General features: G+C 72.6%; 10 protein-coding genes. 1 reads left to right on the top strand and 9 read right to left on the bottom strand.

What is annotated here, in order from left to right:
• Nucleotides 1-3: 3 nt before the first annotated feature.
• The 5 genes from ACFYOU_RS14450 to ACFYOU_RS14470 all read right to left on the bottom strand — a co-directional run bounded on the left by ACFYOU_RS14450 (nt 4) and on the right by ACFYOU_RS14470 (nt 5,527).
• Entirely contained in the window at nt 4-1,278 is a 1,275-nt protein-coding gene (locus tag ACFYOU_RS14450; RefSeq protein WP_391305733.1) for a right-handed parallel beta-helix repeat-containing protein, read from the bottom strand.
• 282 nt (nt 1,279-1,560) lie between these two features.
• Nucleotides 1,561-1,956, bottom strand: a complete 396-nt coding sequence (locus ACFYOU_RS14455; protein ID WP_391305735.1) for a MarR family transcriptional regulator — start codon at nt 1,954-1,956, stop codon at nt 1,561-1,563.
• Between the two features lie 310 nt (nt 1,957-2,266).
• The gene (locus tag ACFYOU_RS14460; protein ID WP_391305737.1) at nt 2,267-2,932 is read right to left on the bottom strand and encodes a response regulator; all 666 of its coding nucleotides are present in this window, start codon (nt 2,930-2,932) and stop codon (nt 2,267-2,269) included.
• Complete coding sequence (locus ACFYOU_RS14465) at nt 2,929-4,215, bottom strand: histidine kinase (RefSeq protein ID WP_391305739.1); 1,287 nt, start codon at nt 4,213-4,215, stop codon at nt 2,929-2,931. Before ACFYOU_RS14465 ends, ACFYOU_RS14460 begins: the two co-directional genes overlap by 4 nt.
• A 109-nt stretch (nt 4,216-4,324) precedes the next feature.
• Nucleotides 4,325-5,527, bottom strand: coding sequence for a geranylgeranyl reductase family protein (locus ACFYOU_RS14470; RefSeq protein ID WP_389767420.1), 1,203 nt, complete (start codon nt 5,525-5,527; stop codon nt 4,325-4,327).
• A 197-nt stretch (nt 5,528-5,724) separates the two neighbouring features.
• On the opposite strand from ACFYOU_RS14470, the gene ACFYOU_RS14475 reads away from it, so the two are divergent.
• A complete protein-coding gene (locus ACFYOU_RS14475) occupies nt 5,725-7,080 on the top strand; it encodes a dipeptidase (protein ID WP_389767418.1) in 1,356 nt (451 codons plus the stop codon).
• A gap of 127 nt (nt 7,081-7,207) precedes the next feature.
• Here the strand turns inward: ACFYOU_RS14475 and ACFYOU_RS14480 are convergent, their stop codons facing one another.
• The 4 genes from ACFYOU_RS14480 to ACFYOU_RS14495 form a co-directional block, all read right to left on the bottom strand.
• Nucleotides 7,208-8,245, bottom strand: coding sequence for an NUDIX domain-containing protein (locus ACFYOU_RS14480; RefSeq protein WP_391305741.1), 1,038 nt, complete (start codon nt 8,243-8,245; stop codon nt 7,208-7,210).
• 279 nt (nt 8,246-8,524) lie between these two features.
• Nucleotides 8,525-9,937, bottom strand: a complete 1,413-nt coding sequence (locus ACFYOU_RS14485; protein ID WP_391305743.1) for an aldehyde dehydrogenase family protein — start codon at nt 9,935-9,937, stop codon at nt 8,525-8,527.
• Nucleotides 9,938-11,014, bottom strand: coding sequence for an AMP-binding protein (locus ACFYOU_RS14490; RefSeq protein ID WP_391305745.1), 1,077 nt, complete (start codon nt 11,012-11,014; stop codon nt 9,938-9,940). It abuts the gene before it with no gap.
• Nucleotides 11,015-11,045: 31 nt separating this feature from the next.
• On the bottom strand, nt 11,046-12,239 hold the full coding sequence (locus ACFYOU_RS14495; RefSeq protein ID WP_391305747.1) for a 3-deoxy-7-phosphoheptulonate synthase: 1,194 nt from the start codon (nt 12,237-12,239) through the stop codon (nt 11,046-11,048).
• Nucleotides 12,240-12,244 lie beyond the last annotated feature (5 nt).

Consider the following 12,244-nt stretch of genomic DNA (forward strand, 5'->3'; position numbering starts at 1 on the left):
GGCTCAGGGGGCGCAGACCACGCCCTTGCACTGGGCGGCCTGACCGTTGCCGCTGGCCAGGTTGCCTCCGCCGTCCACATTGCCCGGGTCGACGGAGACACCCCAACTGTTGTTGTTCCGGGCGGTGTTGCCCTGGATGGTGTGGCCGGCCTTCGAGACGGAGATGCCGTCGCCCTTGTTGGAGCTGGTGGTGTTGCGGAGCAACCGGTTGCCATTGCCGGGGGTCGCGTCGCCGACCACGTAGATGCCCCGCGCGTTGTTGCGGTTGGCCTGGTTGAGCTCCAGGCCGTTGTTGAGCGACTGCGTCAGGCTGATCCCGTCCCCGGTGGTGTCGTTCGCGGTGTTGGACTGGATCAGGTTGTTGTTGGCGAAGCTCAGCTCGATGCCGCCGGTGTTCGCGCTGACGTCGTTGCCGGTGACCGTGCTGCCGTGGGAGGACTGGAGGACGATCCCGCTGTCACCGCTGCCCCGGACCGTGTTGGAGAGGATGCGGTTGCCGGTGGAGTCGGCGACGGTCAGCCCGGCGTCCGCGCTCCGGGTGGACGAGTTGCCCTGGACGAGGTTGTCGTTCGAGGCGAGCCGCAGGACGATCGCGCCGTCGCTACTGCCGCCGACGGTGTTGGTCAGCAGGCTGTTCCCGCTGGAGCCCTCCAGGACCAGGCCGGCGCCGCCGCTGCCGGTGACCTGGTTGCCTTCGAGGCGGTTGCCGGGGGAGTTCTGCACGAACACGCCTTCGCCCTGGTTGGCGTTGAGCGTGTTGCCGGTGATCACGTTGTCCCGCGATCCGCCGGCGATCAGGATGCCTCGCTTGGCCTGTCGTTCGACGAGGTTGTTGCGCACCCGGTTGTTGTTGACGGCACCGTTGAGTTCGATGCCGGTGAACTCGTTGTTCTGGACGGTGACCTTCTCGACGATGTTGCCCGACGTTCCGGGATTGAGCCGCACGCCGTGGTCGAACTCCTGCACGCGGGCGGGAGTGCTACTGCCGTTGGTGAGGGTGACGTTGGCGAAGCCGTCGTTGCGGATGCCGACGCCCAGACCGACGCCGTCGACCGTGCGCCCGTTGAGGTCGACGGTGATGCCGACGGCGCCGACGACCAGTCCGTCTCCGGGACAGTTGAGCAGGTCGGCGGTGAGGACGACGCTGGTCGTGACGGTCTGACCGCAGGACAGCGGCGAGGCGTGGGCAGCGTGCGCGGGCGTCAACACGGTGATGAGCGCGGCGGCCCCCACCGCCGCGAACCACCCTGAAGACAGCGTCCGGGAAACGCGGATCATGCCGGGACTCCTTCTGCCGTGGCGTTGCGGACCGGCCTCGCTGGTCGGGCACGGACCCCTTGCGGGGCGCGACGAGACGGACGGCCCGCCTTGGGCACAGGGTCAAGCGAAAGCATCCGCAAGGAAATGAGGCGGCAAAGAATGGCCTGCGGCGGACGAAGGATGACCGGATCGCCGTTCGCCGTGCGGCGGCGGTGCCCGCTCACCGAACACTTCCGGCGGTGCCCCGAGTTCCTGGTCCCGAGCGGTCCCGTTCCCCCGTCCGTCGGACCGGAGGCCGGCTCAGGCTTCGCGCAACGTCCTTCCGAGCACCGCGCGCTGCGCCGGCAGCGCACCCGCGTGGGCTTCCCGTCCCTTGGGCGTCAAGCGCACCTGGACCCCCCGCCGGTCCCGGGCGCACATGCCGCGCTCCACGAGCCCGTCCCGCTCCAGCCGGCCGATCAGCCGGGACAGCGCGCTCTGGCTCAGATGGACGTGCGCGGCGATCTCCTGGACGCGGTGCTCCCCGACTCTGCCCTGCTCCTCGTACTCGGCGAGGACGTCGAGCACCTCGAAGTCGCTGACGCCCAGGCCGTACCGGTGGAGTTCCCGGTCCAACTCGCACATGGTGCGCGCGTGCAGCGTCAGGATCTCCCGCCAGCGGTCCACGAGGGGGTGTTCGGAGGACTTCACGGTCATGGCGGGCAACCGTAGCAGGGGGTGGGTGAAGGAGGTGTGAGGTTTCGACGCGTACACAACAGCTGGCCGGTTCGTGACGGCTGGGGACCTTCTCATCCGGTGTGCCCCGACGTCCATACGCCCCGTTGAGACGGGGTCAGCGGCGCGGGACGGCCCCCTCAACCCCTTTTGCACCAGTGAGAACTTCCTCATCACCGGGGTGCGCGCCGACCGCCTCCGGGCGCAGTCCGGCATCGACGGGCCCGGGTCGGTCCCCGTTTCCCGACGGTCGTCCGCCGGGCCCGGGAGCGAACGGAGAACGGCGGGGTCCTCAACCGAGCCAGCCGGGCCGGACCAGTCCGGACTCGTAGGCGAGGACGACGAGTTGGGCACGGTCCCGGACCGCCAGCTTCACCATCGCCCGGCTCACGTGCGTCTTGGCGGTGAGCGGGCTGACGACCAGCCGCCGGGCGATCTCCTCGTTCGACAGGCCCATCCCGACGAGGGCCATCACCTCGCGCTCCCGGTCGGTGAGCGGGTCCAACGACGCCGCCGCCTCCGGCACCTTGGAACGGGCCGCGAACTCCGCGATGAGCCGCCGGGTCACCCCGGGCGACAGCAGTGCGTCCCCGGCGACCACCGCCCGCACGGCGCGCAGCAGTTCCTCCGGTTCGGTGTCCTTGACCAGGAACCCCGAGGCGCCCGCCCGGATGGCCTCGAAGACGTACTCGTCCAGTTCGAAGGTGGTGAGCATGACCACGCGGACCGCGCCGGCGTCCGGGTCACCGACGACGCGGCGGGTCGCCGCCAGCCCATCGAGCCGCGGCATGCGGATGTCCATGAGGACCACGTCCGGCCGTAGCTCCCGGACCATCCGCACGGCCTGCTCGCCGTCAGCGGCCTCACCGGCGACCTCGACGTCCGGTTGTGCGTCCAGCAACGCCCGGAACCCCGCCCGGACCAGGGCCTGGTCATCGGCGAGCAGTACGCGGATCACGGGCCCTCCCGGGGCGGCTCGACGGGCGCTCGCCGGGTCACGAGGGGCAGGTCGGCGCCCACCCGGAACCCGCCGTCCGGCCGGGCCCCCGCTTCGATGGTGCCACCGAGCGCGGCGGCGCGCTCCCGCATCCCGGCGAGTCCGTTGCCGCTGCCGCCCGCCTCCGCTGCGGTCGCCGGACCGTCGTCGTCGACGAGCAGCAGCAGATGGCGGTCGTCCCCGTAGCGCACCAGCACGCGGGCCCGCCGCGAACCCGAGTGCCGCACCACGTTGGTGAGTGCTTCCTGGACGATCCGGAACGCGGCCAGATCCGTCCCGGGCGGCAGCGGGCGGGGCGTGCCCTCGGTGGTGACCTCGACGGCGAGTCCGGCACGGGCCGCTTGCTCGGCCAGTTCGGGGAGCCGGTCGATGCCGGGAGCGGGCGCGAGCGGGGCGGTGCCCGGGGTGCGGAGCGCGTCGAGGACCTGCCGGACCTCGCCGAGGGCCTCCTTGCTGGCCCCCTTGATGGTGGTCAGCGCGGTCCTGGCCTGCTCCGGATCGGAGTCCAGCAGGGCCAGGCCCACGCCCGCCTGCACGTTGATCACGGAGATGCTGTGGGCGAGGACGTCGTGCAGTTCACGGGCGATCCGCAGGCGCTCCTCGTCGGCGCGGCGGTGCGCCGCCGCCCTGCGCTCGGCCCGCTCGCGGTGCCACTGTTCCCGGCGGACCCGGCCCAGCTCCGACACCGCGAGGATGGCCACCAGCCAAGCGCCGATGATCACCTCGCTGCTCCAGGGGGCGGCGGCGTCACCGGTCGGCGGCAGCCAGCGGGTCCCTGCGTGCGACACCAGCAGGTGCCCCGCCCACCAGAGGCCGACGGCCGTCCACGCGGCCCGCCGGTGACCGGCCACCACCGCACTGAAGCAGGCCACGGCCAAGGTCAGGAACACCGGTCCGTAGGGGAATCCGGCGGCGAGGTAGGCGAGCGCCCCGAGGGCGGTGCCGAAGACGACCGCGACGGGGTGGCGCCACCGGGCCACCAGGAGCAGTCCGCACCCGACGAGCAGCAGTCGGCCGGCGACTCCGAGGGGCTCGCGGTCGGGCTGGGCCTGGGCCGCGAAGGTGGTGCCGATGACGGCGACCGCGGTGACGAGGAGGGTGGAGCGCCAGGGCCACCGCGCGCCGGCCCCGGTTCCCGTCGGGCCCTCGTCCGGGCCGTCGCCCCGCCCCGGCCCGGTCCACCACCGCCACGGCGGGCCCTCCCGGTCCGGGCCGTCGTCGTCGTGCACCTGCCGCTCTGCCATGGCCCTCACGCTAGACGTCCGGGGTGCTCGGGGCGTCGACCGGACGAGGTGGGCCCGGATACTCCCTGGGGAGTATCCGGGTACCCGTGCCACAGGCGGGCGGCCGCGGTCAGCGGTTGATCGACGACAGCACGCGTCCGGCCATCGGATGGGTCCGCACGATCTCCCCGAGGGTGCTGGTGCCCCGGGTGATCCGGGTGAACGCCTTCCACGCCGGTCGGAATCCGGTCAGCGCGGCGTGCAGCATCCCCGGCCGCCGCTCGAACAGGGACATCATCCGCTTGCCGACGCTCATCTCGACGCCCAGGCCCGCCTTGACCGCGAACGCGTAGTTGAGCGCCTGCCGCCGGGCGTCGACGGCGTCGTGCGACTCGGCGATGCGCACCGCCCACTCACCGGCCAGTCGGCCCGAACGCAGGGCGAAGGAGATGCCCTCGCGGGTCCACGGCTCCAGCAGCCCGGCCGCGTCACCGCAGACCAGCACGCGCCCGCGGGACAGCGGCGAGTCGTCGCTGCGGCAACGGGTGAGGTGGCCCGAGGAGATGCTCGGTTCGAAACCGGCGAGCCCGAGGCGGGCGATGAAGTCCTCCAGGTACCGCTTGGTGGCGGCGCCCTCGCCGCGGGCGGAGATGACCCCCACGGTCAGGGTGTCTCCCTTGGGGAACACCCACCCGTAACTGCCGGGCATGGGGCCCCAGTCGATGAGGACCCGCCCCTTCCAGTCCTCGGCGACCGTCGGCGGCACCGGGATCTCGGCTTCGAGCCCCAGGTCGACCTGGTCGACCTTGACCCCGACGTGCGCCCCTATCCGGCTGGCGCTGCCGTCCGCGCCGACGACGGCCCGCGCGAGCAGGGTCTCGCCGCTCTGGAGGACCACGGCGACCGTACGCCGGTCGGGAACGGCCGAGCCGTGCTGCTCGACCCGGGTGACCGTGACCCCGGTACGGAGTTCGGCGCCCGCCTTCTGCGCGTGCTCCACCAGTTGCTGGTCGAACTCGGGACGGTTGATCAGGCCGAACAGGGTGTGCTTCGACCGGCGGGTCCGGCTGAACTTGCCGTCGAGGGTGAAGGTCACCGACTGCACCCGGTCCTGGAGGGGCAGTTCGAAGCCGGGCGGCAGCGCGTCGCGCGAGGGGCCGATGATGCCGCCGCCGCACGTCTTGTAGCGGGGCAGTTCGGCCTTCTCCAGCACGAGGACGCTGCGCCCCGCCACTGCCGCCGCATAGGCGGCACAGGCCCCTGCGGGTCCCGCCCCGACCACGACGACGTCCCAGACGTGACGGGCCTCGTCCGAAGTGTTCTCGCTGCTCACGTTGGTCTACCGCTCCGATCCCACAGCTTGCCGCGCTTCCATCAGGCATCCTACGGCGGGCGCCGCCGCTTGCCGCTGTGGGAGGATCATCGGCGCCCGGTACGTGCCCTCCACCGGCATCGCACGGGCACCTCCCACGGACCCAGCGTCCCGCCCCGTACACGAGTACCAACGTCGCACCCTCCAGGAGCGTGCCCATGTCGCCGAATCCGCTCGCTGCCACCGTCGCTTCGCTGATGCCGAGGGCCCGCACCGACCTCGCCGAACTGGTGGCCTTCAGATCGGTGGCGGACTTCACCCGGTTCCCGAAGGGCGAGAGCGAGGCGGCCGCGCGCTGGATCGTGGACGCCCTGCACGCCGAGGGCTTCCAGGACGTGGCCCTCCTCGACACGCCGGACGGCACCCAGTCGGTGTACGGCCACCTGCCCGGTCCCGAGGGCGCGCCGACGGTGCTGCTGTACGCGCACTACGACGTGCAGCCGCCGCTCGACGAGTCGGCGTGGTCGACTCCGCCGTTCGAGCTGACCGAGCGGGACGGCCGCTGGTACGGGCGTGGCTCCGCCGACTGCAAGGGCGGGCTGGTCATGCACCTCGTGGCGCTGCGGGCGCTGAAGGAGCACGGCGGGGTGCCGGTGGGGGTGAAGATCATCGTGGAGGGCTCCGAGGAGCAGGGCACCGGAGGGCTCGAACGGTACGCCGAGCAGCACCCCGAGCTGCTGCGCGCGGACAGCATCGTCATCGGTGACGCGGGCAACTTCCGGGTGGGGCTGCCGACGGTGACCACGACCCTGCGCGGCATGACGATGGTCCGGATCGAGATGGAGACCCTGGAGGGCAATCTGCATTCGGGGCAGTTCGGCGGAGCGGCCCCGGACGCGCTCGGCGCGCTGATCCGCGTCCTCGACTCGTTGCGCGCGCCGGACGGTTCGACCACGGTGGACGGGCTGTCCGGCGAGGGGACGTGGGAGGGCCTGGCGTATCCGCCGGAGTCGTTCCGCGCGGACGCCCGGGTGCTGGACGGGGTGGAGCTCATCGGTTCGGGTACGGTCGCGGACCGGATCTGGGCGCGGCCGGCGGTGACGGTCCTGGGCATCGACTGCCCGTCGGTGGCGGAGGCGACGCCGTCGGTGCAGGCGCGTGCGCGGGCCCTGGTGAGCCTGCGGGTGCCGCCGGGCGTGGACGCCGCCGAGGCGACCCGGCTGCTGGTCGCGCACGTCGAGTCCCGTACGCCGTGGGGGGCACGGGTGCGGGTGGAGCAGAGCGGCGAGGGCCAGCCGTTCCGTGCGGACCCGTCGAGTCCGGCGTACCGGGCCATGGCCGAGGCGATGAGCACGGCGTACCCGGGCGAGCGGATGCAGTACGCCGGGCAGGGGGGTTCGATCCCGCTGTGCAACACGCTCGCCACCCTGTACCCGCAGGCGGAGATCCTGCTGATCGGGCTGAGCGAGCCGGAGGCCCGCATCCATGCGGTCGACGAGAGCGTGTCCCCGCAGGAACTGGAGCGGCTGGCCCTGGCGGAGGCCCTGTTCCTGACGGGGTACGCGCGCGCCTGACGGTGGGGGGCGCGGGGGTCGTCGCCCCCGCGCCCCTCGGTGACGGCGGGTCGGGTGCCGGGGGCGTCCCGTCCGGTGCCGGTGGTGCCGCCCCTCGGGTGCCGGGACGACGGGCGTCGGCGGGGTCCTAGACCGGTGCCCCGGCCTCCAGGTAGACGGGCGCGCCCTGTTCCCTGGCGCGCAGCGCCCACCGCAGGCGCGCGTGGTGCTCGGGGGGCAGCAGCCGCCCGGCCTCGTCCTCGGTGACGAAGCGGCAGTCGCGCAACTCGGTGTCGGGCAGGAGCAGCCGGTCCGTCGCGGTGGGGTCGAGACGACCGCCGTCGAAGAGGAAGCGCAGCCCTCCGTAGCGGGGCGGCGCCGGGGGCTCCCAGTCGATCACGAGCAACCGGGGCACGCCGTCGAGGCGGAGCCCGGTCTCCTCCTCCACCTCGCGCAGTCCCGCGCGGGCGGGTGCCTCTCCGGGTTCGACGACCCCGCCGGGGAACTCCCAGCCGGCCTTGTACGTCGGATCGACCAGGAGGACGCGGTCGCGGGCGTCGAAGAGGAGCACTCCGGCGGCCACCGTCTCCGCGGTGGGTTGGGGCGTCTGCACGATGTCGACGGCGGGTGCGGCTCCGCTGCGGACGGCCTCGGCGATCCGCACGGCCGTTTCGTGCGGGCTGAGCCTGCCGTTGTCGATGAGGTGGGCGTCCGCGGTGAGCCACGATCCCAGGGCGGCCAGGTAGGGCTCGACGTGGTCGTGGCTCCGCTGTCGGACGCAGGTCTGGCGGTCCACCGGGCCGGACGGGGCCTCCCGCTGCTCGATCCGCTCTCGCAGGATCGTTTCGGCCGGCGCCAGCAGGAGGTGGCGCACGTCGATCCGCCGGGAGGCGAGCGCGCCGAAGACCTCGTCCCGGTAGTCCTGGCGCAGCAGGGTCGCGGGGACGACGAGGACCCCGCCGACCTCGGCGAGGAGCGCCGCGGCGGTGTCCACCACCAGACGGCGCCAGATCGGCAGGTCCTGGTGGTCGGTGACCTCGTCGAGGCGTTTGGGCGGCAGCAGTTGGGACAGCGCACCGCCGATCACCTCGGGGTCGAAGAGCGTGCTGTTCGGGATCAGCTCGATCAGTTCCCGTGCGGTGGTCGTCTTGCCCGCACCGAACGCACCGTTGATCCAGACGATCACGGTTCCCCCTCTTCTGTCGGCCCCTGAGGCTTGCCCGCAACACCCTGTCACGGAAACCAGGATGCGCCGAGGGGACCGTACCCGCAGTTCCTCAAGGGCACCGCGCCGCCCTCGTACCCACCCGCCGAACCGGTGGTGACCTGCTGCGACGGTCGAAGCGGGAGGCGGGTCGGGGCCGGGTGGGAGCGGGAGGGGAGCCGTGGAGGAGGCACGGGGTCGGTCGGCCTCCTCCACGGCGCCGGTCCGGACGTCCTCGGCCGGCTGCCGGTGCGGCACGTGTCAGACGGACACGACGGCCTTGTTCCGCATCAGGAAGTCACCGACGTAGTCCTCGTGGGGCAGGTTCCCGTCGCTGTGCACGGTGGGGGCGTTGACGTGGACGTTGCGCACGCTCGGGTCGCGCAGCAGCGCACCGATCAGGTCCTCGTCCCGGGTGACGGCGTTGACGACCAGGGAGTCACGGAGCGGACCGATGCCGTCCGCCGCGGTCCAGGGGGCCACCCAGACGCAGGGGAAGGGCAGTTCGGTGGCGAGGAGCCGGTCCTGGGGGTCCGCGACGGCGAACACCGCGGGGCCGAGCACCACACCGCCGTCGGGATGGTCGGTGGTCACCTCCTGGAGGGGGATCAGCGGGTGCGCGTGGGAGGCGTGGCGCTCCAGGTACCCGATCAGCGCGTCCGCCGACGCACGGGTCACCCGGGGGCCCAGGTGTCGGGGGGTGGTCTGGTGTGCGCCGGCGCGAGCCCGCAGCACCGCCGCGAGGTCACGGGCGAACCGTTCGTGGTCGCCCTCCACCAGCACCGCGGTGGTGTTCACGCAGGCGGAGCCGGACAGGGCGCTCACCGAGTCGGCCACGGCGGCGAGGGTGGCCGGGGAGAGGCGGTCGCGGGCGACGAGCGTCTTGGAGCGACCCGGTCCGCCGACCTTGACCGTCGGTGAGGAGCCGTAGGCGTTCGCGATCTCGTCGCCGCCGTAGGCGAGACCGAGGTCGGCCCGGCGCAGCAGGGTGGACACTCCCCCGTGCGTGGTCGGGAGGTACACCGCGGCGGTGTCCGGGAAGCCCGCCGCCCGGAGCGCCTCGATGACCCGGTGGGCGGTGAAGGGTTCGCGGCGCGAGGGGCGCACCGCGACCCGGTACCCGAGGGCCAGCGCCTGGAGCCAGCCGTTCTGGATGGTGGGCGTGTTGCCGGAGAGCACGGCGGCGAGCGTCTCGCCCCGTCGGGTCCACACGCCGCTGCCCGTTCCGGCGGCGGCCTCCTGCCAGGTGCGGACCGAGCCGTGGGGCCGGGCGCGGTCGGCCCGGTCGGGTGCTTGCGCGATGGCCAGGGCGACGGCGCGCCCCAACTCCTCGGTGAGCGGGGCGTTGTGGCCGGACACCCGGTTGACGTACGCGCAGTGTTCCGCGAACGAGAGTCCGCCGAGGACGTCGTCCAGGAACCGTCGGGACGCCTCGACGAGCCGTGCGGCGCGTTCCCGGGCGGGCAGCGGGGCGGCGGCGGCCTGGGCCCGGACGCTCTGCGAGAGGAGCAGGTCGGGGCTGAGCGACAGGGAGGCCAGCGGGGAACCGTCGAGGGCGTGGACGGTTTCCCTGGCCCGGGTGCTGAGCCGTCCCCGGTGCGTCAACAGCGGGAGTTCCAGGACGTCTTCGGCCTGGCGGTCGGCGCGGGACGGGACGCGGGCGGGGGCTCCCATCTAGTACACCCCCTGGATGACCGGCTCCCCGTCGAACGCGGCGAGCGGTCGTGGCGACCCGAGGGCGTCCCCGACGGCCCCGTCGGGCGCGGGCACCCGGATCGCCGAGTCCCGTTCCACGTTGTTGGGGATGAAGACCCCGCTGCTGATGTGCGTCATGCGCACCTGTCCCCGTTCCCCGTACGCGACGGGGAGCCGGGTCTCGGGGTCGACGACGGCGAAGACCACGAACGGGGAGTAGCCGTCGTAGACGGTGTCGGACGCGTCCTCGGTGGGGCGCGCCCGTGCGGTGGTGAGGACCATGGTGCTGCCGTAGATGTTCTGGATCACCGTGTCGGGCAGGGCGTCCGCGATGAGGTCGTACGTGTCGTCGTCGAGGTGCGCCCCGGCGAAGGCCAGGTACTTCAGGGTGCCCCGCAGCCGGTCGGCGAGTTCGTCGTGGAGGAGCAGTTCGGAGAAGATCGGTGGGGTGGTCGTGATGGCGGCGACCTCCTGGCTGCGTATGACGTGGCCGAGCTGGTCGACCAGGTGCGCGAGGTAGGGGTCGGGGCTGTCGCCCGCGGCGATCAGTTTCTTCACCCAGCGCGGGTCGAGGTCCACGGTGTGCAGGACGGAGCCCAGGGCCTTGGCCTGGAGGCGGGTGGTGTGTCCGAAGGCGTGCGGGCCCGAGGGCATCGCCACCAGCCACGGTCTGCCGCTGGGGAAGCCCGCCTCGCGCAGTTCGGCGGTCTTCCAGTCGAGGGCCCGGCGCACCCAGCGCTCGGTGTAGAGGAGGCGTTTGGGCGAGCCGGTGGTGCCGCCGGTCTCGAACACGGAGGGGACGGGTTCGTGCGCCAGTCCCTGTGGGAGGAGGTCGGAGACGGGCCGGTCCCGCAGGTGCTCGGCGATGTCGGGGAATCTGGCGAGGTCGGCGTAGGTGCGGATGTCGGTGAGGGGGTCGAAGTCGAGCGTCTTGGCGAGCTCCAGCCACAGCGGTGAGCCGGTGTCGGGCGAGAAGTGCCAGTGCAGCGCGGCGTGCAGGTACGCGTCGGGGTCGATCGTCGCGGAGTCTTCGAGGGCGAGGAACGAAGCGGTCATGGGGTGCTCCTTGTCGGGGGCCGGCGTCGGCTCATACGAACCAGCTGCCCAGGACCTGCGCGGTCTGTTCGGGGTTGAGGCGGGGGTCCAGCAAGGTCCGGTAGCGGGCCGGGTCGCGCGGCTCGTGGCCGTCCTGGGTGCACTCGTGGACGTCCTCGGGCGTGGCCTCCAGATGGAGTCCGGCGGGGCGGCGCCCGGCGTCGACCAGGATGCGTTGGAACTGGGTCAGCTCGTCGACGACGTGCTCGACGTGGCGCGTCTTGAACCCGTGGGTGCCGGTGACCGTGTTGCCGTGCATCGGGTCGCTGATCCAGTGCACGTTCTCGACCCGGCTGTGCACGCTCCGTACGAGGGGGCGCAGTTGCTCGATGTTCCGGTGTCCCATGCGGGCGATGAAGGTGAGCTTGCCCGGCTCGTCACGGGGGTTCAGCCGGACCGCCAACTCCGCCGCCTCGTCCGGCGTCAGGTCGGGTCCGACCTTCACGCTGACGGGGTTGCTCAGGGTGGCCGCGACGGCGATGTGCGCCCCGTCGAGCTGTCGGGTGCGGGCGCCGATCCACGGCCAGTGGGTGGTGGCGAGGTGGTGCCCCGACTCGCCCCGGCGCAGGAACCGCAGCTCGTAGTCGAGCAGGAGCATCTCGTGGCTGGTCCAGATCGGATCGAGGTTCGCGGTCGCCCGGTGGTGGTCCGCGATGGCCGCGTAGGAGGTCTGGGCGGCGGCGTGGGCCTGGGCGATGCGGGCCGGTGCGGGTCTGCGCGCCTTGTGGTCGGGGCGGGGGGAGTTGACGATGGGGCCGCGGTAGCTGGGCAGGCTGACTCCGCCCACCACCTCGTGGTCCTGGGAACGGGGCTTGGCGTACTGGCCGGCGAGGCGCCCGACGCCGATGACGTGGCGCCCGGTGTGCGTCCGCAGGTGTGACCGGAAGTGGGTGAGGAAGGCGATCATGCTGCGGGTGTCGGCGTCCACGTCGTGGTCGATGTCCTCGACGCAGTGGCCGAGTTGCAGGATCAGCCCTCCCCCGGCGTCCAACTGGGCGAGTTCGCTGCGGAGTTCGGTGACGGACCCGGGGCTGACGAGGTCCTGGGGCGGCAGCGTGCGCAGGGTGGCCCGCAGGGCTTCGCGGTCGGGCCAGTCGGGCTGTTGGCGTGCGGGGAGCCCGCGGAATCGGTCCCAGTTCGTCTCTGCGAGGGCGTGGCTGTCGAGTCCGGTGGTGGGTCCGGTCATGGAAG

Origin of the sequence: Streptomyces sp. NPDC005955, assembly GCF_042871255.1 — a bacterium.
Taxonomy (GTDB): Bacteria; Actinomycetota; Actinomycetes; order Streptomycetales; family Streptomycetaceae; genus Streptomyces.